This window comes from Natronococcus sp. JC468 (genome assembly GCF_012163165.1).
GTDB classification, from domain to species: Archaea; Halobacteriota; Halobacteria; order Halobacteriales; family Natrialbaceae; genus Natronococcus; species Natronococcus jeotgali.
On the sequence record NZ_JAAVUO010000047.1, the window covers coordinates 1 to 24,949 of the forward strand.

28 protein-coding genes and 1 pseudogene are annotated in these 24,949 nt (G+C 68.0%); 17 read left to right on the plus strand and 12 right to left on the minus strand.

The genetic code is table 11. The features are described 5' to 3' along the window. Positions 1 to 249 precede the first annotated feature (249 nt). From GWG54_RS17725 to GWG54_RS17755, 7 genes are all read left to right on the plus strand, one after another. A complete protein-coding gene (locus GWG54_RS17725) occupies positions 250 to 474 on the plus strand; it encodes a hypothetical protein (protein WP_167939015.1) in 225 nt (74 codons plus the stop codon). 188 nt (positions 475 to 662) lie between these two features. Next, positions 663 to 1,916 carry a translation initiation factor IF-2 subunit gamma gene (locus tag GWG54_RS17730; RefSeq protein ID WP_167939016.1) on the plus strand — a complete coding sequence of 418 codons (1,254 nt, stop codon included), beginning with the start codon at positions 663 to 665 and terminating at the stop codon, positions 1,914 to 1,916. A gap of 13 nt (positions 1,917 to 1,929) precedes the next feature. Further along, positions 1,930 to 2,316, plus strand: a complete 387-nt coding sequence (locus GWG54_RS17735) for a PIN domain-containing protein (RefSeq protein WP_167939017.1) — start codon at positions 1,930 to 1,932, stop codon at positions 2,314 to 2,316. After that, positions 2,317 to 2,886 carry a DNA-directed RNA polymerase gene (locus tag GWG54_RS17740; RefSeq protein ID WP_167939018.1) on the plus strand — a complete coding sequence of 190 codons (570 nt, stop codon included), beginning with the start codon at positions 2,317 to 2,319 and terminating at the stop codon, positions 2,884 to 2,886. It abuts the gene before it with no gap. A 2-nt stretch (positions 2,887 to 2,888) separates the two neighbouring features. Next, positions 2,889 to 3,086: a transcription elongation factor subunit Spt4 gene (gene spt4 / locus GWG54_RS17745; protein WP_008420521.1), complete on the plus strand. Its 198-nt coding sequence runs from the start codon at positions 2,889 to 2,891 to the stop codon at positions 3,084 to 3,086. A 1-nt stretch (position 3,087) separates the two neighbouring features. Then, complete coding sequence (locus GWG54_RS17750; RefSeq protein WP_167939019.1) at positions 3,088 to 3,654, plus strand: GTP-dependent dephospho-CoA kinase family protein; 567 nt, start codon at positions 3,088 to 3,090, stop codon at positions 3,652 to 3,654. A gap of 81 nt (positions 3,655 to 3,735) precedes the next feature. Beyond that, positions 3,736 to 3,945 carry a hypothetical protein gene (locus GWG54_RS17755; protein ID WP_167939020.1) on the plus strand — a complete coding sequence of 70 codons (210 nt, stop codon included), beginning with the start codon at positions 3,736 to 3,738 and terminating at the stop codon, positions 3,943 to 3,945. A gap of 74 nt (positions 3,946 to 4,019) precedes the next feature. Here GWG54_RS17755 and GWG54_RS17760 read toward each other — a convergent pair whose 3' ends face one another. Further along, positions 4,020 to 4,391: a hypothetical protein gene (locus GWG54_RS17760; RefSeq protein WP_167939021.1), complete on the minus strand. Its 372-nt coding sequence runs from the start codon at positions 4,389 to 4,391 to the stop codon at positions 4,020 to 4,022. Between the two features lie 126 nt (positions 4,392 to 4,517). On the opposite strand from GWG54_RS17760, the gene GWG54_RS17765 reads away from it, so the two are divergent. Next, a complete protein-coding gene (locus GWG54_RS17765; RefSeq protein ID WP_167939022.1) occupies positions 4,518 to 5,609 on the plus strand; it encodes a geranylgeranyl reductase family protein in 1,092 nt (363 codons plus the stop codon). 82 nt (positions 5,610 to 5,691) lie between these two features. Further along, positions 5,692 to 7,122: an MATE family efflux transporter gene (locus tag GWG54_RS17770; protein WP_167939023.1), complete on the plus strand. Its 1,431-nt coding sequence runs from the start codon at positions 5,692 to 5,694 to the stop codon at positions 7,120 to 7,122. A 12-nt stretch (positions 7,123 to 7,134) separates the two neighbouring features. On the opposite strand, the gene hisS is transcribed toward GWG54_RS17770, so the two are convergent. Then, the gene (hisS, locus tag GWG54_RS17775; protein ID WP_167939024.1) at positions 7,135 to 8,433 is read right to left on the minus strand and encodes a histidine--tRNA ligase; all 1,299 of its coding nucleotides are present in this window, start codon (positions 8,431 to 8,433) and stop codon (positions 7,135 to 7,137) included. A gap of 138 nt (positions 8,434 to 8,571) precedes the next feature. Between hisS and GWG54_RS17780 the strand changes: the two genes are divergently transcribed. Next, positions 8,572 to 9,096 carry a TspO/MBR family protein gene (locus GWG54_RS17780; protein ID WP_167939025.1) on the plus strand — a complete coding sequence of 175 codons (525 nt, stop codon included), beginning with the start codon at positions 8,572 to 8,574 and terminating at the stop codon, positions 9,094 to 9,096. Between the two features lie 13 nt (positions 9,097 to 9,109). Here GWG54_RS17780 and GWG54_RS17785 read toward each other — a convergent pair whose 3' ends face one another. The 3 genes from GWG54_RS17785 to GWG54_RS17795 form a co-directional block, all read right to left on the minus strand. Then, a complete protein-coding gene (locus GWG54_RS17785) occupies positions 9,110 to 9,700 on the minus strand; it encodes an asparagine synthase-related protein (protein ID WP_167939026.1) in 591 nt (196 codons plus the stop codon). Then, the gene (locus GWG54_RS17790; protein WP_008420505.1) at positions 9,700 to 10,053 is read right to left on the minus strand and encodes a DNA-binding protein; all 354 of its coding nucleotides are present in this window, start codon (positions 10,051 to 10,053) and stop codon (positions 9,700 to 9,702) included. Before GWG54_RS17790 ends, GWG54_RS17785 begins: the two co-directional genes overlap by 1 nt. 108 nt (positions 10,054 to 10,161) lie before the next feature. Beyond that, positions 10,162 to 10,617 (minus strand): 30S ribosomal protein S19e, encoded by a 456-nt coding sequence (locus GWG54_RS17795; protein ID WP_167939027.1) that lies wholly within the window; start codon positions 10,615 to 10,617, stop codon positions 10,162 to 10,164. A gap of 124 nt (positions 10,618 to 10,741) precedes the next feature. Here GWG54_RS17795 and thiL point away from each other — a divergent pair, with 124 nt between their 5' ends. After that, on the plus strand, positions 10,742 to 11,647 hold the full coding sequence (gene thiL, locus GWG54_RS17800; RefSeq protein ID WP_167939028.1) for a thiamine-phosphate kinase: 906 nt from the start codon (positions 10,742 to 10,744) through the stop codon (positions 11,645 to 11,647). On the opposite strand, the gene GWG54_RS17805 is transcribed toward thiL, so the two are convergent. The 3 genes from GWG54_RS17805 to GWG54_RS17815 form a co-directional block, all read right to left on the minus strand. After that, entirely contained in the window at positions 11,648 to 12,805 is a 1,158-nt protein-coding gene (locus GWG54_RS17805; protein ID WP_167939029.1) for a site-2 protease family protein, read from the minus strand. Positions 12,806 to 13,001: 196 nt separating this feature from the next. Next, entirely contained in the window at positions 13,002 to 13,196 is a 195-nt protein-coding gene (locus tag GWG54_RS17810; RefSeq protein WP_245242858.1) for a hypothetical protein, read from the minus strand. Positions 13,197 to 13,531: 335 nt separating this feature from the next. Continuing rightward, a complete protein-coding gene (locus GWG54_RS17815; RefSeq protein ID WP_167939030.1) occupies positions 13,532 to 14,353 on the minus strand; it encodes a molybdopterin synthase in 822 nt (273 codons plus the stop codon). A gap of 82 nt (positions 14,354 to 14,435) precedes the next feature. Between GWG54_RS17815 and GWG54_RS17820 the strand changes: the two genes are divergently transcribed. The 4 genes from GWG54_RS17820 to GWG54_RS17835 all read left to right on the plus strand — a co-directional run bounded on the left by GWG54_RS17820 (position 14,436) and on the right by GWG54_RS17835 (position 19,855). After that, entirely contained in the window at positions 14,436 to 15,431 is a 996-nt protein-coding gene (locus GWG54_RS17820) for a CapA family protein (protein ID WP_167939031.1), read from the plus strand. Positions 15,432 to 15,531: 100 nt separating this feature from the next. Continuing rightward, on the plus strand, positions 15,532 to 16,257 hold the full coding sequence (gene pyrH, locus GWG54_RS17825; protein WP_167939032.1) for a UMP kinase: 726 nt from the start codon (positions 15,532 to 15,534) through the stop codon (positions 16,255 to 16,257). Next, positions 16,254 to 17,948 (plus strand): lysine--tRNA ligase, encoded by a 1,695-nt coding sequence (lysS, locus tag GWG54_RS17830; protein ID WP_167939033.1) that lies wholly within the window; start codon positions 16,254 to 16,256, stop codon positions 17,946 to 17,948. The genes pyrH and lysS overlap by 4 nt, the downstream gene beginning before the upstream one ends. 74 nt (positions 17,949 to 18,022) lie before the next feature. Further along, positions 18,023 to 19,855: a site-2 protease family protein gene (locus GWG54_RS17835; RefSeq protein WP_167939034.1), complete on the plus strand. Its 1,833-nt coding sequence runs from the start codon at positions 18,023 to 18,025 to the stop codon at positions 19,853 to 19,855. A 27-nt stretch (positions 19,856 to 19,882) separates the two neighbouring features. Here the strand turns inward: GWG54_RS17835 and GWG54_RS17840 are convergent, their stop codons facing one another. Next, complete coding sequence (locus GWG54_RS17840) at positions 19,883 to 20,407, minus strand: PadR family transcriptional regulator (RefSeq protein WP_167939035.1); 525 nt, start codon at positions 20,405 to 20,407, stop codon at positions 19,883 to 19,885. A gap of 365 nt (positions 20,408 to 20,772) precedes the next feature. Between GWG54_RS17840 and GWG54_RS17845 the strand changes: the two genes are divergently transcribed. Together GWG54_RS17845 and GWG54_RS17850 are read left to right on the plus strand one after the other, a co-directional pair. Next, complete coding sequence (locus GWG54_RS17845; RefSeq protein ID WP_167939036.1) at positions 20,773 to 22,308, plus strand: heme-binding protein; 1,536 nt, start codon at positions 20,773 to 20,775, stop codon at positions 22,306 to 22,308. Between the two features lie 79 nt (positions 22,309 to 22,387). Beyond that, the gene (locus GWG54_RS17850) at positions 22,388 to 23,716 is read left to right on the plus strand and encodes a dicarboxylate/amino acid:cation symporter (protein ID WP_167939037.1); all 1,329 of its coding nucleotides are present in this window, start codon (positions 22,388 to 22,390) and stop codon (positions 23,714 to 23,716) included. A 1-nt stretch (position 23,717) separates the two neighbouring features. Here GWG54_RS17850 and GWG54_RS17855 read toward each other — a convergent pair whose 3' ends face one another. The 3 genes and pseudogenes from GWG54_RS17855 to GWG54_RS17865 form a co-directional block, all read right to left on the minus strand. Continuing rightward, on the minus strand, positions 23,718 to 23,900 hold the full coding sequence (locus tag GWG54_RS17855) for a hypothetical protein (RefSeq protein ID WP_008420481.1): 183 nt from the start codon (positions 23,898 to 23,900) through the stop codon (positions 23,718 to 23,720). Between the two features lie 187 nt (positions 23,901 to 24,087). Continuing rightward, positions 24,088 to 24,474, minus strand: a complete 387-nt coding sequence (locus tag GWG54_RS17860; RefSeq protein WP_167939038.1) for a DUF5611 family protein — start codon at positions 24,472 to 24,474, stop codon at positions 24,088 to 24,090. 129 nt (positions 24,475 to 24,603) lie between these two features. Continuing rightward, a pseudogene (locus tag GWG54_RS17865) lies at positions 24,604 to 24,949 on the minus strand (hypothetical protein); the annotation flags it as partial.

Consider the following 24,949-nt stretch of genomic DNA (forward strand, 5'->3'; position numbering starts at 1 on the left):
CTGGATGGGAAGGCCCCGTTGACAGGGCTGTACCCGTTGCAATGCACGTCCTCGGTCACAATTGGACGGCTTCCGTCGAAGGGTCACGCGAAAGCGTACTTGAACCCCGAGGAAACACGGAACCTCAAACTCCACATCGTGGAATCCTCGCCCTTTAGCGCGGGGTGGATGTCAATCCGAGCGTCCGCAGTTCGCGGCCCACCGCGAGCGAAACGCTGATTTACGAACGCCACCACCTCCCGGTGAGGAATGGCGAACCGGGACGACGTTTCCAGAGAACTCGCGGAGTGTGCGGACTGTGGCGCCGTTTACGCGGCCAGGCAGTGGCCGGACGGAACGATCAAAGCGATCGGAAGCGAGAGCTGTCGGTGTGGCTCGACGGAGTTCGAGCTCGTAGAGAGCGACGAGGGTTCGGGGCTGTCGAACGAACCGCACGTCGACGGGGGATCGGCGTCGACCGACGACGCGGGGTGAGCGGTCCGGTTCGAGCGCGGCGTCGGCGCCGCTTGCCGCGCGATCGAAGACGACGGGGATCGAACGGCACCATCCTCGAGACGGAATGGTCCGACCGCTCGGGACGCTTCGGCGGCGTGATACGCCCCGAGAACAGTAGGTTTATCAGTCGCACGGGGGAACTCCTACCTAAGATTACTCATCGTCTTATGGCAGGAATTCAACAACCGGAGGTGAACATCGGACTCGTCGGCCACGTCGATCACGGCAAGACGACGCTGGTGCAGGCACTCAGCGGATCGTGGACCGACCAGCACAGCGAGGAGATGAAACGCGGTATCTCGATCCGACTGGGGTACGCCGACGCGACGTTCCGGCACTGTCCCGATCTGGACGAACCCGAGCGCTACACCGTCGAGCAGGAGTGTGCGGACGGGTCGCCGAGCGAGCCGCTGCGGACCGTCTCGTTCGTCGACGCGCCCGGCCACGAGACCCTGATGGCGACGATGCTCTCGGGGGCTTCGCTGATGGACGGCGCGGTGTTGGTCGTCAGCGCCAACGAGCCCGTCCCCCAGCCCCAGACCGAGGAGCACCTGATGGCGCTTGACATCATCGGGATCGACAACATCGTCATCGCCCAGAACAAGGTCGACCTCGTCGACGCTGAGCAGGCCCGACGGAACTACGAGGAGATTCAGGAGTTCGTCGAAGGCACCGTCGCCGAGGACGCTCCCGTCGTTCCCGTCTCGGCGGGCCAGGAGGTCAACCTCGACCTGCTGATCCAGGCGATCGAGGAGGAGATTCCCACGCCCGAGCGGGATCCCGAGACCGATCCCCGGATGCACGTCGCCCGGAGTTTCGACATCAACAAGCCCGGAACGACCGCCGAGAACCTCGCCGGCGGCGTCCTCGGCGGCAGCCTCATCCGGGGCGAACTCGAGGTCGGCGACGACCTCGAGATCCGTCCGGGACGGGAGGTCGAGGAGGGCGGTCAGACCGAGTACGTTCCGATCCAGACGACGGTCCGCTCGCTCCAGGCCGGTGGCGCCGACGCCGAGCGGGTCACCCCCGGCGGACTGCTCGGGGTCGGCACCGGGCTGGACCCGTCGCTGACGAAAGGCGACGCCCTCGCCGGACAGATCGCCGGCCCGCCGGGATCGCTGCCGCCGATCTGGGAGCAGTTCACGATGGACGTCGACCTGCTCGACCGCGTCGTCGGCAACGTCGAGGACGCGAGCCAGGAGGGCGACGCCGCGGCCGTCGACGAGATCAGCACCGGCGAGCCCCTGATGATGACCGTCGGAACGGCGACGACCGTCGGCGCGGTCACCAGCGCCCGCAGCGGGGAGTGCGAGGTCAAACTCAAACGCCCCGTCTCGGCCGAGCCGGGCTCGAAGATCGCGATCAACCGTCGGATCGGCGCCCGCTGGCGACTGATCGGACTGGGAACGCTTCGGGAGTAACACGACAGCGAGTATGAGCACCCGGGTCGCCCTCGACACGAGCGCGTTGATGATGCCGGTCGAACTCGACGTCCGCCTGTTCGACGAACTCGAGCGGGTGATCGGCGCCGCCGAACTGGTGGCGCCCCAACCGGTCATCGAGGAGCTCCGGCGGCTCTCGGAGAAGGGCGGCACCGAGGGGACCGCCGCCTCGGTCGGTCACGACCTGGCGACCGAACGCTGTCTCGTCGTCGACACGGAGGAATCGTACGCCGACGACGCGCTGGTCGAACTCGCCCGGGAGGGAAGCGTCGACTACGTCGTCACGAACGATCGCCCGCTGCGCGACCGGGTGCTCGAGGCGAGCATACCGGTACTTGCATTACGCGGGAGAAACAAGCTGGCAATCACTCAACCATAGATGTACAAACGGGTCAGACTAACGGATACGGTCGAAGTACCGCCGAAGGCGCTCGGTGACGTCTCGCCGAAGCTGGTCAAGCAACTGCTGCAGGACAAACTCGAGGGGCGCATGGACGAACAGGTCGGCAGCGTCGTCTCGATCACGGAGGTCCACGACATCGGCGAGGGGGCCGTGCTCCCGAACCAACCGGGGGTCTACTACGAGGCCGAGTTCGACGCCGTCACCTTCGATCCGGACATGCAGGAGGTCGTCGACGGCACGATCGTCGAAGTCGTCGAGTTCGGCGCCTTCGTCGGGATCGGCCCCGTCGACGGACTGCTGCACGTCTCCCAGATCTCCGACGAGTACCTCGCCTTCGACGGCGAGAACCAGCAACTCGCCTCGAACGAGTCCAACCGCACGCTGGGGGTCGACGACGCTGTTCGAGCGCGCATCGTCACCAAGAGCATCGACGAGCGCAACCCCCGGGACTCGAAGATCGGTCTCACCGCGAAACAGCCCGGACTCGGCAAGCACGGCTGGCTCGAGGAGGACCACGAGAAACGCGAAGCGGCCACGGGTGAGTAACGATGGCATCCGATCGACTCGTCTGTCGCGAGTGCCACCGGGTCAACGATCCCGACAGCGACACCTGTGACTCCTGTAACTCCTCCTCGCTGACCGAGGACTGGGCGGGCTACGTCGTCATCGCCCACCCCGAGGACAGCGAGATCGCCACGGAGATGCAGGTCACCGAACCCGGCGCGTACGCGCTGAAGGTCCGGTAACGTGGTTCACGACGACGGCGACGACGCCCGCGCGGACGACCAGCTGCTGGTTTTGCCCGACGAGTTGCGCCACGAACTCAAGGAGCCAATGGGTCCGATCGAGACCGACGCCGACGTGCTCCTCGAGGCGGTCTCGGGGCCGCTGATCGCCGTCGGCGACGTCGTCACCTACCACTTCGTCCGCGCCGGCCGAGAACCCGACGTCGCGCTCGTCGACGAGCGGACCAAACGCGAACTCGTCGAGGAAGAGATCCGCGAGACCGTCACCGAGCGAGTCAGCGTCGAGGCGCGGAACCCGCCCGCCGAGCTCACCGCCGACGTCGTCGAGACGCTCCGGGAGAGCCTCGAGCGCGAGGCGCCGACGACGGTGCTGGTCGACGGCGAGGAGGATCTGGTCGTGTTGCCGGCGATCGTCGTCGCCCCCGACGGCGCCAGCGTCGTCTACGGCCAACCCGACGAGGGGATGGTCCACGTCGTCGTCGACGACGAACTGCGTGCGGAGGCCCGGGCCCTGCTCGAGCGCTTCGAGGGCGACCAGGAGCGGTTCTGGGAGCTGCTCGAGGAGTAGGCCGAACCGATCGCGACGGGCTGTCTCGAGAGCGAAGTGTCCTACCGAAAGCACTTGTAGCGGTGGGGCCAGCCACCGCGTATGCCGTCCGCGACCGTACACCCCGAATTCCCGACCGCCGTTAGCGCCGCTCTCGTCGTCGGTCTCCTCGTGATCCTCGCGTACGCCTTGCTGACCGGCCAGGTGTTCCTGTGGCTGTTCGTCGCGGGTACCGTCGGGATTTCCGCCTTCGTTCTGTTCCTGTTCTACCGGTTGGTCGTCGCCGTCGAGGAGATCGCTTACGAGCCGTAGAACGCTCGGTTCCCCTTCGACGCGGAACACCGGTGTCCGCTCGCAGACGGTGTCGGTTTCGGACCGCGCTCCGGCTACCGTCGAGCCGAATCGCCTCGAGCCTGCCACGCGTAGTACAGCGTCGCCGCCCCGAATCCGAGCGCCCCGAGGACGGACGTCGTCTCGGAGAACAGGAGCGCCGACGTACCCGCGAGGACGGCCAGCCCGCCCGACAGCGCCAGCTTGAACTCGAGCGTGCGGTGGCGGTCGACGAGGGCGGCGAGGGCGACCGCTCCGCAGGCGTAGAGCCCGATCAGGCCGGGCGCGATCCCGGCGAGACCGCGATCGCCCAGTTCCGCGTACAGCAGGACGAACTGGACGAGCACGAGCGGCCCGAGGACGAGAACGGCCAGCAGCCGGCGCTCGCGCTCGAGCATCCGTTCGTCGGCCGCGTGTCCGGTTTGCACACCCCGAGGTACTATCGGATGTCCAATAACTCTTGTCGCGGAGATCGAGGGCGCGGACGCGGCCGTCGCCCCGCCCGGCGAGCGACACTCGAGACCTTCTTACCGTCCGAGTGAGACGGAGGGTATATGTACGATTTCGTCGTCGTCGGCGTCGGCCCCGCCGGGGCGCGGTTCGCTCGCCGGGCGGCCGAGCGCGGCCACGACGTCCTCGCGTTAGAGCAGGGGACGATCGGCACGCCGCTGGCCTGCTCGGGCCACGTCAGTACGGATATCTGGAGCGTGACGGGCGAGGGCGCCCGCGAGGAACTGCTCCAGAACGAGATCTACGGCGCGCGCTTTCACGTCGGCGGTCCCCGTAGCGACGCCTATCCCTTCTACAAGCGCGAGGTCGCCTCGAACGTCATCGACCGCGTCGGGCTGGATCGCCACCTCGCCGACCTGGCTCGCGAGGCCGGCGCCGACGTCCGCGAGAACCACTCCGTCACGAGCGTCACCGAACACCGTGACCGCGTCGAGGTCGTCGCCAGCGGCCCCGACGGTCCCACGACCTTCCAGGCGAAGATGGTCGCGGGCTGTGACGGCCCCCGGTCGCGGGTCCGCCAGGAGCTCGGCCTCCCCGAGCCCGACGAGCTGCTCCACGGCGTGCTAGCCTTTTCCGAGGAGGACGACCACGAGGACTTCGTCGACGTTCACCTCACTCCGCCGACGTTCTTCGCCTGGCGGATCCCCCGCGGCGAGGCCGGCGTCGAGTACGGCCTCGCGGCTCCGCCGGGCGTCGAGGTCACCAAACACTTCGAGGAGCTGATCGACGGCTACGAGATCGACGTCGCCCACCGGTGTTCGGGGGCGATCCCGATCGGCCCCGCGGATCGAGTGACGAGCCGCCGGGGCTTCCTGATCGGCGACGCCGCGGCCCAGACCAAACCGTTCACCGGCGGCGGGATCCTCTACGGAACGACGGCCGCGGACCACGCGGCCCGCGAGATCGATTCCGACCGACCGACCAGCCTCGCGGCCTACGAGCGTGCCTGGCGCGAGGACTTAGAACGCGACCAGCGCCTGGGTCACTGGCTCCGGCGAGCCTACTCCCTGCCCGAACCCGTCCAGCGCCTGGGACTGAGCGCGCTGTCGGGCGAGATCGGCGTCCATATGGATCGACCCACGTCGCTGGTCTCGCCGACCCACCTGAGGGCGATGCTCTCGCGGCTGCGACCGTGATCCCCGCGACCCGCACCTCGAGCGCGCCTTCCGAGGGCCGCAGGCGACGGACCGAAGCCCGCGGTCCGGTACCCGGCGATCGATGACGGGACGGCTGGCTGCCGCGGTCGCGGTCGTCGCGAGCGCGCTCGAGCGACTGGGAGTCATCGACGCCGAGCGACTGCGCCCGACCGTCTCGCTGGCCTGGCCCCGAATCGTCACCGGTGCCGCGATCATGTCCAAGCAGACGGCCGACCTCGCGATGGTCGGGATCGCCGTCGGCACCGCCGGAACCGCCGGCCTGGCCTTCGCGCTGGCCTACTGGGAGATCGTGGCCATGCTCGGACTCGGCCTGGCGGGTGGCACCGTCAGCCTCGTCTCCCAGAACTACGGCGGCGAGGAGAGCGAGCGGGCGTCCCTGGTCGTCACGCAAAGCGTCGTGCTCGCCGCCACGCTCTCCGCGCCGCTGGCGGTCGCGTTCCTCCTCGTCCCGGATCGGCTGATCGGGCTGTTCGACGCCGGCCCCGAGTCGCTCGCTCACGGCAGCACCTACCTCGTCTACGTCGCGCCGGCCGCCCTCTTCGAGATGCTGAACCTGATCGCCAGCCGAACATACACCGGCGTCGGCGACACCTTCACCGAGATGATGGCCCGCGCGGGCGGCGCGATATTGAACGTCCTGCTCAGCGCCGCGTTCATCTTCGGACTCGAGATGGGGGCCGCCGGGGCCGCGCTCGGGACGACCCTCTCGACGGGGTTCGTCACGGTCGTCCTCGCGTGGGGGATGATCGGGCGCTCCTACGGCGTTCTCGGGATGGAACCGAGTCCCGTCCCGATCGCCCTCGAGGGGCCCTGGCTCGAGGTCGGCGTGATCCGTGACCTCGTCGAGATCTCCATCCCCGAAATCGGACGCCGACTCGCCCAGGGGGTCGTCGTCTTCCCGCTGTTGTGGATCGCGGCCTCGTTCGGCCCGGTCGTCGTCACCGCCCTGGAGGTCGGCCGCCGCGTCCGCAGCCTGATCAACAGCGTCAACTGGGGAATGGGACTGGCCTCGAGTTCGCTGGTCGGCCAGTACCTCGGCGCGAACGAGGAGGAAGAAGCCGGCGCCTACGGCGAGGGGATCGTCCGGCTCTCGGCGGTCTGTTACGTCGGGATCGCCGCCGCCGTCGTCGCGTTCGCCGATCCGATCGCGGGGCTGTTCGTGAGCCAACCCGACGAGGTCTCGCTGGCCGCGACGTTCGTCGCCGTCGGCGCCGTCAGCGCGATCGGCCTCGGCGTCGACGGCGCCGCGGCGGGCGCCTTGCTCGGCGCTGGCGACACCCGGCTCCCGCTCGTGGCCTCGCTGGTCGGTCGGTACCTCTTCGCGTTACCCGCGGCGACGCTGGGGCTCGTCACCCCGCTCGGCGTCGGGGGACTCTACCTCGCCTTCCTGCTCGAGACGTCCGTCCCGGGCGGGATCAACTACTGGCTGTTCCGGCGCGGGCGCTGGAAGGCCGTCAGCCGGCGGTACCGTCCCGACGCCGAGGCGAGTTGAAAACTGGAACCGCTACGCGAAGTCCTCGAGCGTCGGGTGCTCGAGGTCTCCCGGGAACTCCTCGACGGCGGTCTGGACCTGGTCGCCCGTCTCCATGTCCTTGATCGTCACCTCGTCGTTCGCCAGGTCCTGCTCGCCGACGATCACGACCGTCTCGGCGTTGATCGAGTCGGCGTAATCTAGCTGCGCGCCGAACGAACGGCCGGCGACGTCGGTCTCGACGACGTGACCCCGTTCGCGAAGTTCGCGGGTGATGCGGGCGGCTTCGGCGCGGGTGTCGCCGACCTGCAACACGTAGTAGTCAGTGGTCACCGCCTCCTCGGGCCAGACGCCAGCACGCTGACAGAGCAGCGACAGCGTCGCGTGGCCGGGCGCGACCCCGACCGCGGGCGTGGGCTGGCCCCCGAAGCTCTCGATGAGGTTGTCGTAACGGCCCCCGCCGAAGATCGACCGGGAGACCTCGCCCGTCGAGTCGAAGCACTCGAAGACGACGCCCGTATAGTAGTCGAGCCCGCGGGCCGTCTCGAGCGAGATCGTACAGTGCTCGCGAGCGCCGAAGTCCTCGGCCGCCGCGAGGACGTTCCGGAGGTTCTCGACGGCCGCCGTCACGCGCTCGGTGTCTGCGAACGATTCGACGGCCTCGAGGTCGCCCCCCGCGATCAGGTCGTCGAACTCGGCGGCCTGGTCGTACGTCAGCCCCGCTTCCGCCAGCAGGTCGTGGTACTCGGCGGTCGAGATCTTACCGGACTTGTCGACCGCCCGGATCGCCTCGGTCGTCTCGACGTCGGCCTCGTAGCTCTCGAGGACGCCCCCGAGGATGTCGCGGTGGGAGATCCGGAACTCGAAGTGCTCCTCGGTGAGTCCGAGGTCGGTTAGGGCGTCGGCGGCCCACGCGAGGATTTCGGCGTCGGCCTCGGGCTCCGAGGAGCCGAAGATGTCGACGTTGGTCTGGTAGAACTCCCGCTGGCGACCCTGCTGGACCTGCTCGTAGCGCCAGAACGGGCGCGTCGAGAACCACTTGATCGGCTTCGAGAGCTCCTGTTGTTTGGCGACGACCATCCGCGCGACCGTCGGGGTCAACTCGGGGGTCAACGCGACGTGGCGCCCGCCCTGATCCTCGAAGGCGTACAGCTCCTCGACGATCTCGTCGCCGCTCTTGTCGGTCCACATCGCCGCGCGCTCGAGCGCGGGCGTGCCGATCTCGCGGAAGCCGTACCGGCGGGCGGCGTCCTCGATCGTGTCGGTGGTCGCCCGCCTGGCGGCCATCTCGCCGGGGTAGAAGTCACGAAACCCCTTGATGCCGTCGTACATATCCCACCGTTCGGCGACGGCGACCTTCTAACCTTTCGTTTGGGCGTGCGACCGCTCGAGCTCGAAACCACTGTCGAGACGTGGCGACTGTCCGTCGAGCGGACGGAGAGATTTATACTCCAACGGTGAAGGCGTCGTATGCCTCCACAAATCGATCGGGCCGCTCCCGAGACGCTCGGCGACGGCGAGTGGCGGGAGCTGGGTCTTGCCGTCGGCTTCTGCGAACTCGCCGGTGTCGTCCCCGGGCTGTTGACCGCCGAGGACGTGAACGAGTGGTATCCGACCCTCGAGAAACCGCCGAAAACGCCGCCTGGCTGGGTGTTTCCGCCCGTCTGGACCGCACTGTTCGCCACGATGGGAGTCGCGTGGCACCTGATCCGTCGTGAGCGAACCGCGAGCGCGGGGCGAAAACGACGCGCCGAGCGGACGTTCCTCCTGCAGCTCGCATTGAACGCGCTCTGGTCGCTCGTCTTCTTCGGTCGGCGGTCGATCCTCGGCGGGCTCGTCGTCGTCGCGTTGCTCGGACCAGCGATCGCTGCGACGATCGTCGCGTTCGCTCGCATCGATCGCCGGGCGGCGCTGTTGCTGGTACCGTACCTGTGCTGGGTCGCGTTCGCGACGGCGCTGAACTACGGGCTCTGGAAACGTAACCGCGATCGGTGACGCGGGAACTCGCTCATCTGACTCCCGTCACGTACGTCTGTTCGTGGTCCGGAAATAGCTCTTCGATCGCCTCGGGACCGTCCTCCGCGGCGATGAGCGCGCGCAGCTCCCCCTCGTAGTCCGCGCGGTCGATCGACTCGCTCGGACCCGCGGTCACCTCGAGGCGGTCCTCGACGAGCCGGTCGACCGCCTCGCGGCCGAACCCCGACAGCGGCGCGACGTAGTCGACGCCGTGGCGGTCCTCGAGGCTCTGGGCCTGGGCCCGCGAGACGGTCGGCACGCGGTCGTCCCGTCGGGTGCCGTCGGCGACCGCGTCGAACCGCCCCTCGGCGAGGGCCTCGAGGGCGCGCTGGTGGACGTGTTGAATCCCGTTGCGGGGAAAGCCGTCCTCGCGGATCCGATCGACGGCCTCGCGGGCGACCTCGGTGCCGAGCTCGAGGCGCTCGAAGTCGAAGCCGGCGCTCGCGGCGGTCTCGCGGGCGTGTTTCCAGTCGTCGCTGACGCCGAAACTGACCGTCACGAGCGTCACGTCGTAAAACTCCTCGAGGACGAGCGCCGCGAGCGTCGAGTCCTTCCCCCCGCTGTAGAGCAGTCCGAGCTCCATCACCGGCGCTTGATGTCGAAGCTCTTCGAGTCGGGTTTGAGCTCCTGGAGGAGCTGTTTCATCTTCTCGTCGTCGATCTTCCCCTGGATGCGTCCGCTGCGGGCCAGCGCGATCACCTGCTGTTCGACCTGTTCGCCGAACTGCTCCTTGCTCATCTTGACCGTGTTGAGCCGCTTGCGAGCGTCGTCGGTCAGGTGCTGGCGGAGCAGCGCCTGCTTCTGGGCCTCGGCCTGCTGCTGGGCGGCCTCCCGGTTGGCCTGATCGGCCTCGCCGCCTTCGGCGCGGTCCTGGAGCTGTTCCATCTTCTTCTGTCGGAGCTCCTCGAGTTTCTCGTCGTCTGGTGAGCCGCTCATAGCTATGGTAGACCGTTGCTCGGGAACGCGGAAAATGATTACGGACGCTCCGTGCGAGCGCCGTCGCTGGTCGGCCAACGGCGCGAAAACGGTCCGTCGAACTCGCCTCTACGCGTAGCGCTCGAGCTCCGGTCGGTCGAGCTCCTCGAGAACCTGGCCGGCGGTATCGTCGAGCAGGCTCCGGCCGTCGGCGGTGATGCGGCGACCCTCTCCCTCGGCGGTCTCGACGAGGTCTTCCTCCTCGAGCTGCTGGAGGATCGTTCGGATCACGTTCTTCGAGCCGTCGGCGCGACGGTCGGGCGCGACGCGGTAGCGGTTCGTGCCGCCTTTGGTGCCGCCGTACTCCGTCGAGAGGCGCTCGACGCCAATCGGGCCGCGATCGGCGACCTTTCGCAGGAGGCTCGCGGCGCGAGTCGCCCAGAAGTCCTCCTGTTCGGGCGGCAGTTCGCGGTCGACACCGGTCTTGGCGAACTGGCCCCAGTCGGGTTCGTCGAGTCGGTCCTCGAGGTCCTCGGCGAGCGCCTCGATGAGGTCGTCCGCCGGAACGTCGTACATCGTAGCCATTGGCGTTGGGTTCCCCGCCGCGGCATTTAAGACCATCGTCTTTCCCCGAGCTCGACCCCGAGCGCCGTCCTCGCCGCCGGACGCGGTCCGGACCGTTTTTCGTTCTGGCCCCGAAACGCCGGGTATGGACGAGCGCGCCGCACTGGCGCTGTTGGAGGGGGAACTCCACCCGGCCGGCGACGACGCGGCGGTCGTCGACGGGCTGGTCGTGACCACGGACATGCTCCACGAGCGAACGGACTTTCCGTCGGGGACGACCCGCTACACGGCCGGCTGGCGGTCGGTCGGTGCCTCGCTGTCGGACGTCGCCGCGATGGGGGCCTCGGCGACGGCCGCGGTCGCCGCCTACGCGGCCCCCGAGTTCCGCGAGGAAGAACTGCTCGCGTTCGTTCGCGGCGCGCGAGACGTCTGCGAGGCGGTCGGCGGCGAGTACGTCGGCGGCGACCTCGACGGCCACGACGAGTTCACCGTCGCGACGACCGCGATCGGCCGGACCGACGACCCCGTTCCGCGAAGCGGCGCCCGCCTGGGCGACGCGGTCTGTGTCACCGGAACGCTCGGACGGAGCGCGGCCGCCCTCGAGCTGTTTCGACGAGGTGCACGCGAGGACGACCCGGACGCCCGCGAGCGCGCGAACGAGCTGTTCCGGTTCGAGCCCCGGATCGCGGCGGGGCGGGCGCTGGCCTCACACGCGACCGCGATGATGGACTCGAGCGACGGGCTCGCCCGGTCGCTCCACCAGCTCGCGGAAGCGAGCGACTGCGGGTTCGCGGTCGACTCGGCGGCGATTCCGGTCGACGAGGCCGTGCAATCGGTCTCGGAGAACGACGACGAGGCCCTCGAGCGCGCGACGACGTTCGGCGAGGACTTCGAACTCGTCGTCACGGTTCCCGAAGCGGAGCTCGAGGCGGTTCGGGAGGCCGTCGGCGTCCCTCTCTCGCGGGTCGGGGGCGTCGTCGGGCCCGACGGCGGCATCACCGTCGACGACCAGGCGCCCGCGGGCGGGGGGAAAACTCACGGGGAGGGCTGATCACTGAACGACGGCGACGGGAACGGGCATGAAACATAGCGCGCCGAGGCCGAACGTGACGACGCCGAGCAGGAACCGGCCAGGGTCGAGCCGCTCGTCCCTGATCGGGCTCGCCGGCCCGACCGAGGCAAGCACCGCGGTGAAGATCCCCCAGAACACCCAGACGAACACCGTGTTACCGCTGTGGTCGCCCACGTAGTAGAGGTAGGCGGCGAGGCCGAACAGCGCGCCCGGTACCAGCGCCGCGATCGTCTCCTGGAGGCGACCCGCCATCGCCCGGAGGATGTGCCCGCCGTCGAGCTGGCCGACCGGGATGAGGTTGAGGAAGGTGACGAACATCCCGACCCAGCCGCCGATGACGACGGGGTTGACCGACGTGGCGGGATCGTCGCGGTACAGCGGCCGGTCGAAGACGGCCGCGAGCCACTCGAGTAACGGCGGATAGCCGAGGTCGATCCGAATCGCGTTCGGATCCGCGACGACGGATTCAGGCGCAGTGACCGGCGGCAGGTGTAGCCCGACGACCGTGACGACGACCGTCGCGATCAGGCCCGCCAGTGGACCCGCGACGCCGATGTCGAACAGCGCCTTCCGATCGGGCATTCGCCCTTTCATCTTGATCACGGCGCCCATCGTCCCGATCAGCGTCGGTACCGGGATGAAGTAGGGAAGGGAGGCGTCGACTCCGTGGTAGCGACTCAGCACGTAGTGACCCATCTCGTGGATCCCGAGCACGCTCAGGATCGCGACCATGAACGGCCAGGCGTCCACCATCGCCAGCGGGTCCGAGAACGGGTCGATGTGGTACCACATCGACCCGGCGAACAGCGTCGATCCGACCGTCGCGAGCAACAGGAACACGTTCGTCCACGGAACCCCGTCGATTCCGATGCTGGTCGGCTCGGCGACGAGGGCGTACTCGCCGTGGCGTCTGGTCAACTCGAGATCGTAGCCGCCCTCTCGAAAGATCGGCCACAGCTCCCGCATCAGCGGTTCGGGGGCGACCAGCGGATCGCCGTAGTAGACGAGCTGATCGTCCTCTCGCCGGGTTTCGTAGACCGCAAACACGGACTCGATTCGCTCGAGCGGCGGTCCGTCGTCGAGGGGGGCGGTTCGGCCGCCCGCCGTCCCATCGCCGGACGGATCGACGTCGTCCATCGTCCGAAGTCAGCGGCTGCTCGTATAAATCGGCTTCCCTCCCGCGATCCGTCTCGAAAGAAGTGAGTGACCCCGCGTCCCGAGACAGTCGGCGGAACGCGGACGCAGTCGCAATCGTGTGATCAGGGGGGTGCCGCGCCGGACGACCCCAGTCGTGCCGGCGCGGGAGGTATCGGTTCCGTCGAGAGCCGACAGCTCAGACGGCTTCCACGCGCCAGGTCGTCGCGCTCGTGTACGACCACTTCTCGACCTCGAGATCGGTCGCGGAGTCGGCGAGTTTGACCATCAACGCGCCGATCTCCTTCGGGGACATGTCGACGTCGTCCGCGATGAACTTCCCCTTGAAGTACAGTTCCCCGTCTTCGGCTCGTTCGCGCAGGTAATTTTTCAGCCGCCGTTCTTTGCTTTCCGTGGAGGGTTAGGCTGTCGTGCTCATCGACATCACTCAGTTTCAGCCGGTATATGTTATAAAGGAAGGACGATTAGCGAGATTTCAATTTCGTTCAAAGTGACGTGAAATAATGTGGCCGATGGAGTCTTTTTTGAAACCGTTTACGAATAGTTAATAATGGCTTAGACGATTTATAACTCCCTCTAACTTATTATTGCAGTACACTTTATAAGGAATTAATTAATTATAGTATTACTTGACTATTTCGGATTTGCTTGCTATGGCAGGTCCGTTGGACGACCCCCGTATCGATCGTTTCGGTTCGATCGACGCGATCAGGTTCGCTCGTGTACCCAGAACTCGTCCTCGACGGTCACTTCCTTCTTGAACAGCGGCACCTCGTCTTTCAGGCGGTTGATTCCGTCCTCGACCGTTCGGAACGCCTCCTCGCGGTGACCCGCGAGGACGACGACGAAGACGATGTCCTCCCCGTCTCCGACGACGCCGGTGCGGTGGTAGAGCTCGACGTCGAACACGCCCTCTCTGGCCTCGAGGTCACGCTCGAGGGCGGCCATCCGCTCCTCGGCGACCCCCTCGTACTTCTCGAACTCGAGGAACTCGGTGCGCGCGTCGTCCGGGTCGTCTTTCGCCCGCACCCGCCCGGTAAAGGTCGCGATCGCGCCCGCGCGGTCGGCTCGCGGAGACCGCTTGACTCGCGCGACGAGCGACTCGAGGGTCTCGTAGGGTTCCTCGGTTACGAGGTCCTCGACGAGGGCCTCCTCCTCGAGGTCGACGGGCCCTGAGACGGTCGCGAGGACGTTCTCGTCGGTCTCCGAGGGGTCGCCAACGACGAGCGTCGGGTACCGTAACCGGGGGACGCCGACGACGACGGCGTACTCGCAGTCGGTCGAAAGCGCCGCCAGCGCGTCGGCGACCGACATCCCGGTTCCCGAGGCGGTCCAGTCGCCGTCGGCGCCGAGCCCGTAGGTGACGTCGCCGCCGATCGTCAGCGACTCCTGGGTGCCGTCGGCGATCGTCGCGTCGTACCGGACGACGCCGACCCGTCCCTCCCGAGAGAGCCGATCGACGACGCGGTCGACGACGCGCTCGAGGGCCTCGTCGCTCGTCCCGCGGCTCAGACAGCCGAGTACGTACATATCGGAGGATTGGGTCGGTTCCGGTTTGTAGCTGTCGCCGTCTCGGGGTCGGTCTTTGTGTCTGCGGCGCGAACGAGCGCGTATGGCCACCCGAATCGGTTTCACCGGCGACGTGATGCTCGGTCGGGTCGTCGACGACCGCCAGCGGCGCCGCCCCGTCGAGGCGGTGTGGGGGACCGCCCTCGAGCGCCTTCGTGGTCTCGACGGCCTGGTGTGCAACCTCGAGTGCGCCCTCTCGAACGGCGGGACGAAGTGGCGGCGCACACACCGATCGTTTCACTTCCGCGCGGATCCCGACTGGGCCGTCCCGGCTCTCGAGCGGGCGGGCGTCGACGTCTGCGCGCTGGCGAACAACCACGTGCTCGACTACGAGGTGGCGGCGCTGCGGGACACCCTCGATCGCCTGGACGAGGCGGGACTCGCCCGGACCGGCGCGGGCGGGACGATCGGAGAGGCCCTCGAGCCCGCGGTCGTTTCGGTCGACGGCCTCGAGGTCGCGGTCGTCGCGTTTACCGACAACACGCCCGAGTACGCGGCTGACGAATCCTCGCCCGGGACCGCCTGGATCGAGATCGACCGCGAGGATCCGGAGACGAGAGGGTGCGTCCGCGAGGCCCTCGAGCGCGCCCGCGAGTCCGAGCCCGACCTGCTGGTCGCGTCGCTACACTGGGGTCCGAACATGGTTACGGAGCCGCCCGCGTCGTTCCGCGCGTTCGGCCGCTGGCTGGTCGAGGCGGGCGTCGACGTCGTCCACGGCCACAGCGCCCACGTCTTCCAGGGGATCGAGCTCCACGAGGGGCGTCCGATCCTCTACGACACGGGCGACTTCGTCGACGACTACGCGGTCGATCCGGCGCTTCGCAACGACCGGAGCTTCCTGTTCGTGTTACGGACGACCGACGACGGAGAGTTGCTCGAACTTCGCCTCCACCCGACCGAGATCGAAGACTGTGCGGTCCACGAGGCGAGCCCCGATGCCGCCGACTGGTCCCGCGAACGGATGCGGGAGCTGTCGGCCCCGTTCGGAACCGCCTTCGAACGCGACGGGGCCGCGCTGGTCCTCTCGCTCGAGGAGTGATTGACCGCCGAGAGCGTTCGAGTGCACCTCACGGGAGCCCGTCACAGCCGCCCCGCAGTTGGCAATCCTTAAGATAGCGACCCCGTTACACCGCGTTAGGATGAAAGTGGTCGTTTCTATCGGCGGGAGTGTACTCGTCCCCGAGCCCGGGGCCGATCGGGTCGCCGAGCACGCCGCGGTTATCGAGGACCTGGTCGAGGACGGTTGCCGGGTCGGGACCGTCGTCGGGGGCGGCGGCGTCGCCCGCGAGTACATCGGCGCCGCCCGTGAACTGGGGGCCAACGAGATCGAACTCGACAAGCTGGGGATCGACGTCACCCGACTCAACGCGCGCCTGCTCATCGCCGCGCTCGGCGAGGACGCGGTGACCGCGCCCGCCGAGGACTACGAGGAGGCCGGCGACGCGCTTCGTCGCGGCGACGTCTCGGTGATGGGCGGGGTCGCACCCGCACAGACGACCGACGCCGTCGGCGCCGCGTTCGCCGAGTACGTCGACGCCGACCTGCTCGTCTACGCGACCAGCGTCCCCGGCGTCTACAGCGACGACCCCAACGAGGTCGACGACGCGACGAAGTACGACTCTCTCTCGGCCAGGGAGCTTGTCGACGTCATCGCCGGCCTCGAGATGAACGCCGGCGCCTCGGCGCCGGTCGACCTGCTCGCGGCAAAGATCATCGAGCGCTCGGGGATGCGAACGATCGTCCTCGACGGCACCGATCCCGATCGGATCGCGCGGGCGGTCCGCCACGGCGACCACGAGGGAACCGACGTCGTCCCCGACGGCGTCGGCGAGGAACCGACCTACTGGGCGAACGAGGAACGATGAGCGCGGACGGGGACGACGGGACCGACGGCGGCGAGCCGGACGCCGAGAGTCCCTACACCCTCCAGCGCGAGGACGGCGACGCGCGTCACGTCTTCTGGGCCGACGCGGTCGCGGATCGGGTCGAACAGCGCGATCCCGAGGACCCGATCGTGATCAAGGGCGGCATCTCGCCGTCGGGCGTCCCCCACCTCGGGAACGTCAACGAGGTTATGCGGGGCTACTACGTCGCCGAGGTACTCCGCGAGCGCGGCCGCGAGGTCCGCCAGGTCTTCACCGCCGACGACCGCGATCCGCTTCGCAAGCTGCCCCGCACGCTCTGTGACCTCGAGGGAAACCTCGTCGACCTCGGCGAGGTCGACGCGGGCGCGCTCGGCCGGAACCTCGGATCGCCGTACACCGACATTCCGGACCCCTTCGGCTGCTGTGACTCCTACGGCGCGCACTTCTCGCAGATCATCCGGGACAGCGCCGACGCCGTCGACGTTCCGATCGAGATGGTGTCGACGACCGAGCTCTACACTGGCGGCGAGTTCGACGACGTGACGCGACACGTGCTGGCCAATCAGGACCGAGCCCGCGAGGTGCTCTCGCAGTACCAGGACAAGGTCGACGACGACTACGTCCCCTTTAACCCGATCTGTTCGGAGTGTGGAAAGATCACCGAGACCGTCACCGACGTCGACCTCGAGTCGGATCCGGCGACCGTCGACTACCGCTGTACCGACATGGACGCCGGCGACCGGACTATCGACGGCTGCGGCCACGAGGGGACCGCGACGATCCGCGAGGGGAAGATGCCCTGGCGCTTCGAGTGGCCCGGCCAGTGGCAGGCGCTGGGCGTGGACTTCGAACCCTTCGGCAAGGACCACGCCGAGGGCTCCTGGCCCAGCGGCCAGGACGTCGCGCGAAACGTCCTCGAGATCGAGCCCCCGGTGCCGATGGTCTACGAGTGGTTCACCCTCGAGGGCGAACCGTTCTCCTCCTCGGAGGGCAACGTCATCCTCGTCTCGGACGTCCTCGAGCTGCTCGAACCCGAGGTGCTTCGTTACTTCTTCGCGAAGGATCCCTCGAAGGCGCGCGATTTCAGCATCGAACGCCTCGACCAGCTGGTCGACGAGTTCGACCGCTTCGAGGCGACCTACTTCGGGGAGGTCGAGGTCAGCGAGGACGAGCGGGCGTTCGCCGAACGGGTCTACCCCCTCGTCGTCGAGGAGCCGAGGGAAGAACGGATTCGACTCCCCTACACCTTCGCCGCGGTGCTGGGCATGTTCGACGATCCCGGGCTACGCGAGGAGGTCGCCCGCAAGGAGGGCCACGTTCCCGAGGACGCACCCGAGTGGGCGGTCGAGGCCGCCCTCGAGCGCGTCGAGAGGGCGCGAAACTGGGCCCGCCGAACCGGCAACGAGTTCGACTACGAGCTCAAACGCAGCGCGATCCCCGACCACGAGTTCGACGCGGCGACCGAAGACGCCCTTGAGGAGCTCGCCGAGTTCGTCGCGGCGGGTCACGAACCCGACGAGATTCAGGGCGAGATCTACGAGACCGCGAAGCGCCACGACGTCGCGGTCGGCGACTTCTTCGCGGCCGGCTACCGGCTCTTTTTTGACGAGGAGCAGGGGCCGAAGCTCGGCTCGTTCCTCGGGAAGCTCGATCGGGAGTTCGTTGTCGCGCGGCTCCGTCGGGAACGCTGACCGGTTCTCTCCCGTCGCCCGGCGAGCTCCGGCCAACACAAACCATTTGAGAGTGCCACCCCGAACTACGACAGATGCAACACGGCGCTCCCGCTTTCGTCTCTGTTCCGGAACTTTTCGGTTCGACGGTTCTGACGTGGGTGCTCGTCGGACTCCTCGCCTACTGGCTGGTGATCCTCTCGCTTCGCAACGCCGGATTACTGCCCGAGTACGTCGGGACGCAGGGTCCGATCACGACGTTTCACACCAAACGAGGCCGGGCGTTTCTGGACTGGCTCGCCGGCCCGAAGCGGTTCTGGCGGGCGTGGGCCAACGCGGGCATCGGCGTCGCGATCGTCGTCATGGTCGCGATGTTCGGCTTCCTGTTGTTCGCGGCGGTCGCCGCGCTGTCGTCGCCCCAGCCGACGTCGTCGGTCCAGCAACCCCGGAACGTGTTGATCATTCCCGGCGTCAACGACTTTCTTCCCCTGTCGGCGACGCCCGGAATCGTCTTCGGGTTGCTCGTCGGGCTCGTGGTCCACGAGGGCGGTCACGGCCTGCTCTGTCGCGTCGAGGACATCGACATCGAATCGATGGGGGTCGCGATGCTCGCGATCCTCCCGATCGGCGCCTTCGTCGAACCCGACCAGGAGAGCAGCAAGTCGGCCTCCCGCGGCGCCCAGACCCGGATGTTCGCCGCCGGCGTCACGAACAACTTCGCGGTTACGATCCTCGTGTTCGGGCTGCTGTTCGGACCGGTCGTCGGCTCGATCGCCGTCGCCCCCGGCGCCCCCGTCGGCGGCGTCGCCTCGGGATCGCCCGCCGCCGAGGCCGGCCTCGAGCCCAACGACCGAATCACCGCGCTCGACGGCGAGGCCGTCGAGGACGAGGCGCACCTTCTCGAGTTGCTCGAGGCTACCGACGGCGAGACCGTCGAGCTCGAGCGCAACGACGGGGAGACGGTGACCGTCCAGCGGTCGCTGGTCGTCACCGCGGCCGTCGACGGAAACCCCGCCGGCGTCGACACCGGCGAGTCGATCTTCGCCGTCGACGGCGACCCGGTCGCGACCGAGGACGAACTGCTCGAGGCCGTCGGCGACGACGAGGTCGTCACGCTGACCGTCGGCCAAGGCGGCGATACCGATCAGCGGGAGGTTCCGATCGGCGCGGCCGTCGAGGTCGCCGAGGACGGGCCGCTGGCCGACGCCGGCGCTCCGGCCGGGGGACAGCTGGTCGTCACCGAGCTCGAGGGCGAACGGATTCACTCGGCGTCGGCGCTCCAGGATCGGCTCGGTGACACTGATCCCGGCGACGAGGTCGCGATCGCAGGCTACCTCGACGGCGAGCGCGTCGAGTACGAGATCACCCTCGGCGAGCGAAGCCAGGTGACCGGCGGCGGAACGGCCGGATACCGACCGATATCCGGCATCTCCGGCGTCTCCAGCGAAGCGCTCGGCGTTCAACACTACCCCGCCGAGGCGTATCTCACGGTCCTCGGGGGCGGCGGGGACACCGAGATCAGCCCGCTCGCGGACTCGTTCCTCGGGAAGATCGGCTTCGCACTCTTCCTGCCGCTCGCGGGCTTTCTCGAGATCCTCCCGTTCAACTTCGCGGGCTTTACCGGCGGGATCGAGAACTTCTACCAGGTCGAGGGCGCGCTCTCGGTGTTCGGCGACCGGGCGGTCTTCGCGGCGGCCAACCTGCTGTTCTGGACCGGGTGGATCAACGTGCAACTGGGCTTTTTCAACTGTATCCCGGCGTTCCCGCTCGACGGCGGGCACATCCTCCGAACCAGTACGGAGGCGGTCGTGTCGCGGCTGCCGTTCGAGGCCACGCGAGGGATGGTCCGGATGGTGACGACCACGGTCGGGCTGACGATGCTCGCCAGCTTCGTAGTGATGCTGTTCGGGCCCCAGCTGTTGACCTGAACGGACCGTGCGCTCGGGGGCCGCCAGCTACTCCGCCTCGTCGATCCCGTGGCGCTCGTAGAACTCCTCGGGGGTGTCCTCGATACGTTCGAAGTCGGTATCGAAGTAGTGCTCGTGGTGGCGAACGACCTGCTCGACGATCCAGGCGCTGAACGTCTCGTCGAACCGCCACTCGCCGTCGGTTTCCGGAACTTCGAACCGCTCGTCGGTCGCAAACGCCGCGTAGACGTGGAAGAACCCGAGGATGACGTCGGCGAAGTCCCGGGCCTTCTCGGCGCTCGACTCCCGGCGGTCGGTAAGCTCCATGTGGCCGTCCTCGGTCAGCTCGAAGTACTTCCGGTCGGGTTCGTCCTCGCGTTCGATCCGCTCGGCCCACCCCTTCTCCTCGAACTTGTAGAGGATGGGGTAGACCGAGCCGTAGGACGGTTCCCAGTGGCCGCCGCTGATCTCGCGGATCTCCTTGAGAATTTCGTACCCGTACCGGGGTTTCTCCTCGAGCAACTCGAGGACGAGATACGCGATCACTCCCTTCGGCGGTCCGCTCTTCCGCATGTGAGTCGAGGTTTTAACGGACGTACGTAAAGGGTTTCGGTCACCCCGTTCACGAGGGGTGCGGTCGATCGAGCGCCGAACGGATCCGTCGATCGACGTCGTTGGCGATTCGAATCCTCCCGGTCAGTTCTGGAAACGAGGTTCGGGGGACGCCCGACGCCGAGTGTACCACGGAAGGAGACACCCCGTGCCGAGTGTACGGGTAGGGGCGACTCGGGTACGCAGTTCAGTGTACCGATTCGATCGAGACGGGCTCAGAGCGACGACCCGTACCGCCGCGGTCCAATCGAACGGGGACGACGACGACGCGATCGCTCTCGAGCGAAACCCGGTCCTTCTTGACGACGCCACCCTAACCCGCGCGTATGGAACGACGACGACCGCCACAGACCGAAGAGGGCTGGTACGTGCTCCACGACTTCCGGTCGATCGACTGGGACGCCTGGCGGGACGCCCCCGAACGGCACCGCTCGAGGGCGCTCGCGGAGGGGGTCGACTACCTCGCCGCGGCCGAGGACGCCGTCGACGCCGAGGACGGCGCGTCGGCGACGTTCGCGGTACTCGGCCACAAGGCCGACCTGCTGGTGCTCCACCTGCGGCCGACGCTTGCGGACATCGACGCCCTCGAGCGAGGGTTCGAGCAGACCGCGCTCGCGGAGTACACCGAGCGGGCGGACTCGTACCTCTCGGTGACCGAGGTCTCGGGGTACATGTCCGAGGAGTTCTTCGAGGACGACGCGGAGGTCGAGGACACCGGGATGCGCCGGTACATCGAGACCCGGCTCGAGCCGTCGATCCCCGACAGCGAGTTCGTCAGCTTCTACCCGATGGACAAGCGCCGCGGCGACGCGGACAACTGGTACGACCTGCCGTTCGACGAGCGGGCCGACCACCTCTCGAGCCACGGCGAGATCGGCAAGGAGTACGCGGGTCGGGTCACCCAGATCATCTCTGGCAGCATCGGCCTGGACGACTTCGAGTGGGGCGTGACGCTGTTCGCCGACGACCCGACCGACGTCAAGGACCTGCTCTACGAGATGCGGTTCGACCCCTCGACCTCGCGGTTCGCGGAGTTCGGCCGGTTCCTCTCGGGACGGCGGTTCCCGCCCGAGCAGCTGGAGGCCTTCCTTGCGGGGGAGTCGATCCCGCAGGACGAGACCGAGCACGGCCATCACGGCGAGTCCGCACACGGCGGTCGCCACGGCACCGACAGCCATCACGGCGACTCGAGCGGTCACCACCACGGCGAGTCCGGCGGAGACGGCGGACGCCACCACGGGGGGGACGACGCCGACGATGACGAGTCCGTCCGCAGCGAACTCGAGGAGATGGGCGTCTACGCGGGCCAGCCCCACGGCGAGGACGTCCACGCGGTCGTCCTCTACTCGGCGGCCGACCCCGCGGAACTGCACGAGGAGGTCGACGGACTGCGGACGAACTTCGATCACTACGACACCCACGTCAAGACGGCCGTGTACGAACCCAGCGAACTCGCCGACGAGGGAAGCGAAACCGCCGTCGTCAGCCTCTGGGAAACCGAACGGGCCGCCAACACCGCTGCCGGGTTCCTCGCCGACCTGCCCGAGATCGTCCGGCAGGCAGGGGACGACGACGAGGACTCCTGGGGGACGATGGGGATGTTCTACGCGGTCAAACCCGAACACCGCGAGGACTTCGTCGACACCTTCGAGGACGCGGGCGCCCTGCTCGCGGACATGGAGGGCCACCGCAAGACCGACCTGCTGGCCAACCTCGAGGACGAGAACGACATGTTCATCGCCAGTCGCTGGGACTCCCGCGAGGACGCCATGCAGTTCTTCCGCAGCGACGCCTTCGCCGACGCCGTCGAGTTCGGCCGGGACGTCCTCGAGAAGCGGCCGCGACACGTCTTCCTCGCCTGAGCCGCTCGCCCGTCGCGGGTGACGGGCAGCTTCGCCGATATCGACACCGGTTGATACCTCCCGTTCCTCCGTTCGTTCGATGAGCGAGACCCACGAGTCGACTCTGTGGCGGACGTGGCGCCGCTACCGGTCGGTACCGATCATCTATCGCATCGCGGTCGCGTTCGCGCTCGGAACGGCACTGGGGGCGACCGTCGGCGAGCAGGCCAGCGCTCTCAGCCCGCTCGGGGACCTCTTCCTGCGCCTGCTCGAGATGCTGATCATCCCGATCGTCGTCTTCACCCTGCTCGGGGGGATGCGCAAGCTGACACCCTCGAGACTGGGGAAAGTCGGCGGTCTCACGGTCGGCCTGTACGTCGTGACGACGACGATCGCGGCCGCGATCGGGCTCGCGGTCGCGAACCTGTTCGATCCCGGAAGCGGCGTGGAGTTCACCGGCGGCGAGGCCCAGGAGGCCGAACCGCCGACGGTCACGGAGGTCCTGCTGGGGATCGTCCCCGAGAACCCGCTGGGCGCGATGGCCGAGGGCGACATCCTCGCGACGATCTTCTTCGTGATCGTGTTCGGGCTGGCGCTGACGATGGTTCGCGAGGCGACCGACGAGGAGGCGATCGCGGACGCGATCGACGGCTTCTTCGCCTTCGTCGACGCCGGCACCGAGGCGCTGTTCAAGATCGTCTGGGGCGTCATGGAGTACGGCGTCGTCGGCGTCTTCGCGCTGATGGCCGCCTCGATCGGCACCGAGGGGCTGGGCGCGATCGTCCAGCTGGGGTCGCTCGTCGGGGTCATCGCGCTGGGGATCGTGATTCACATGACCGTCACCTACCTCGGCGTGATGACGATCGGGATCCTCGGGCAGTCGCCGATGGCGTTTCTCAACGGTGCGAAAGACGCCATGCTGACGGCCTTCGCGATCCGCTCCTCGAGCGGGACCCTCCCGGTGACGGTCGCTAACGCCGACGAGAACCTCCGGATCGACGAGTCGGTCTACGGCTTTTCGCTGCCGCTGGGGGCGACGATCAACATGGACGGGGCGGCGATCCGACAGGCGGTGACGGCGGTGTTCGCCGCCAACCTGGTCGGCGTTCCGCTGGGGCTTGGCGAGCAGGTGCTCGTGCTCGCTACCGTGATCCTCATCAGCGTCGGCACCGCGGGCGTTCCCGGCGCTGGGCTGATCATGCTGACGGTCATCCTGAGCACGATCGGTCTCCCCCTCGAGATCGTCGGCTTCGTCGCGGGCGTGGACCCGATCCTGGGTCGGATCGCGACGACGAACAACGTCACCGGGGACCTCGCGGTCTCGTCGGTCGTCGCCAAGTGGACCGACGCGATCGATCTCACCGAGGGCGCCTGGTCCGACGCGCCGGCCCCGGCTGGCGGCGACGAGGACGTCGCGACGAACGACTGAGTCAAGCCGCGCCGTCGTCCCCGTCGTAGAAGAAGTAGCCGGCGACGCCGGCCAGTCCGAGCACGAGCGTCACGTACGGCCAGTTGCCCGTCTCGCGGTCGGTCAGGGCGCCGTGTGCGACGACGAAGACCGCGAACCCGACGTTCGCCAGCGCCGTCGCGAGCAGAAACGATGCGCTCTCCATTCGTCGTATCGTTCGGCGCCGATCCGATAGCCGTTTCGGACCCGGATAGTCGGTTCGCTCGCGTTCGTCCCGATCGCTCGGCTCTCGGATACGTCGTCGAGCAGGCCGTTTCGGTGCGGTCGCAGCGAAGGGCCGAACGCGCGGGAATCCGCCGGAGCGCGGCGGCGATCCGCAGAGGAGAAGGGCGTCAGTCGAAGTCGTGATCCGGATCGTCCTCGACCTGCCGTTTCATCGACTCGCGTCGGGACTTGGCGTCCCGACCGGTCGCCTCGAGCAGGAAGTCGTTTTTCGCGTCGACGGCCTCGCCGGCGGCCTCGAGTTCGTCGGGGCCGAGCTCGGTCGGGTCGCGCTCGTGGAACTCGACGGCGAGTTTGTCCTTCTTGCCGGAGTATTCGACGGCGCCGACGACGATCCGTTCGAAGACGGGGTTTTCGGGCTCCTCGATGAGGAACAGGTCACTTCCCTTGAACTCCTCGGTGCCCGTGATCGGGCCGAAGTACTCCTCGACGGTTCCCTCCATGTCGGGGATTCGCTCCTCGAGATACTCACCGCGGCGCATCTTGTACTCCTTCATGAATTGGAGATACACGGGGGAGTGTTTACCTCTTTTCATAGCCGCTGTCGGGTCTCCCGGCCCGCTCGAGCGAAAGCGGCGTCGGAGGGCGCGGCCGCGAATCGGGTCGGTCCGAGGTCGTCTCGTCGGTCAGCGGTCGGGCTGGACGCCGAGGTACCCCATTCGGCAGTCGGGACAGATGTCTCCGGTTCGAAGCGAGCTACGGTCGCTCCCCGCGGTGAACCCGCAGCGGGGACAGTGTAGGTTCGCCTGGCCGTTGCCGCCCGGAATCCCCCCCTCGTTCCCGGGCGTCGGTGCCTCGTCGACGCGTTCGATTCCGCTACCCGGGTCGGCGTCGGACTCCCCGTCGACCGCCGTCTCCTCGTCCCCCGCGGCCGGCGGCCCGCCGGCCGGCGCCCCCGGCGGCGGGGCTGGCTCGGGCTCGCCCCGGGGGGCCCCCCCCCGCCCCGGGGCCGGCAGGGGCCGCGCCGCCCCC

Coding starts and splice junctions, on each gene's coding strand:
- GWG54_RS17725 (WP_167939015.1), top strand. CDS start 250: ATGGCGAACCGGGACGACGTTTCCAGAGAACTCGCGGAGTGTGCGGAC.
- GWG54_RS17855 (WP_008420481.1), bottom strand. CDS start 23,900: ATGGAGAGCGCATCGTTTCTGCTCGCGACGGCGCTGGCGAACGTCGGG.
- GWG54_RS17785 (WP_167939026.1), bottom strand. CDS start 9,700: ATGGAGCTCGGACTGCTCTACAGCGGGGGGAAGGACTCGACGCTCGCG.
- GWG54_RS17835 (WP_167939034.1), top strand. CDS start 18,023: ATGCAACACGGCGCTCCCGCTTTCGTCTCTGTTCCGGAACTTTTCGGT.
- GWG54_RS17770 (WP_167939023.1), top strand. CDS start 5,692: ATGACGGGACGGCTGGCTGCCGCGGTCGCGGTCGTCGCGAGCGCGCTC.
- GWG54_RS17790 (WP_008420505.1), bottom strand. CDS start 10,053: ATGAGCGGCTCACCAGACGACGAGAAACTCGAGGAGCTCCGACAGAAG.
- spt4 (WP_008420521.1), top strand. CDS start 2,889: ATGGCATCCGATCGACTCGTCTGTCGCGAGTGCCACCGGGTCAACGAT.
- GWG54_RS17815 (WP_167939030.1), bottom strand. CDS start 14,353: ATGTACGTACTCGGCTGTCTGAGCCGCGGGACGAGCGACGAGGCCCTC.
- hisS (WP_167939024.1), bottom strand. CDS start 8,433: ATGTACGACGGCATCAAGGGGTTTCGTGACTTCTACCCCGGCGAGATG.
- GWG54_RS17805 (WP_167939029.1), bottom strand. CDS start 12,805: ATGGACGACGTCGATCCGTCCGGCGATGGGACGGCGGGCGGCCGAACC.
- GWG54_RS17780 (WP_167939025.1), top strand. CDS start 8,572: ATGCCTCCACAAATCGATCGGGCCGCTCCCGAGACGCTCGGCGACGGC.
- thiL (WP_167939028.1), top strand. CDS start 10,742: ATGGACGAGCGCGCCGCACTGGCGCTGTTGGAGGGGGAACTCCACCCG.
- pyrH (WP_167939032.1), top strand. CDS start 15,532: ATGAAAGTGGTCGTTTCTATCGGCGGGAGTGTACTCGTCCCCGAGCCC.
- GWG54_RS17840 (WP_167939035.1), bottom strand. CDS start 20,407: ATGCGGAAGAGCGGACCGCCGAAGGGAGTGATCGCGTATCTCGTCCTC.
- GWG54_RS17740 (WP_167939018.1), top strand. CDS start 2,317: ATGTACAAACGGGTCAGACTAACGGATACGGTCGAAGTACCGCCGAAG.
- GWG54_RS17765 (WP_167939022.1), top strand. CDS start 4,518: ATGTACGATTTCGTCGTCGTCGGCGTCGGCCCCGCCGGGGCGCGGTTC.
- GWG54_RS17730 (WP_167939016.1), top strand. CDS start 663: ATGGCAGGAATTCAACAACCGGAGGTGAACATCGGACTCGTCGGCCAC.
- GWG54_RS17820 (WP_167939031.1), top strand. CDS start 14,436: ATGGCCACCCGAATCGGTTTCACCGGCGACGTGATGCTCGGTCGGGTC.
- lysS (WP_167939033.1), top strand. CDS start 16,254: ATGAGCGCGGACGGGGACGACGGGACCGACGGCGGCGAGCCGGACGCC.
- GWG54_RS17755 (WP_167939020.1), top strand. CDS start 3,736: ATGCCGTCCGCGACCGTACACCCCGAATTCCCGACCGCCGTTAGCGCC.
- GWG54_RS17850 (WP_167939037.1), top strand. CDS start 22,388: ATGAGCGAGACCCACGAGTCGACTCTGTGGCGGACGTGGCGCCGCTAC.
- GWG54_RS17845 (WP_167939036.1), top strand. CDS start 20,773: ATGGAACGACGACGACCGCCACAGACCGAAGAGGGCTGGTACGTGCTC.
- GWG54_RS17795 (WP_167939027.1), bottom strand. CDS start 10,617: ATGGCTACGATGTACGACGTTCCGGCGGACGACCTCATCGAGGCGCTC.
- GWG54_RS17735 (WP_167939017.1), top strand. CDS start 1,930: ATGAGCACCCGGGTCGCCCTCGACACGAGCGCGTTGATGATGCCGGTC.
- GWG54_RS17860 (WP_167939038.1), bottom strand. CDS start 24,474: ATGAAGGAGTACAAGATGCGCCGCGGTGAGTATCTCGAGGAGCGAATC.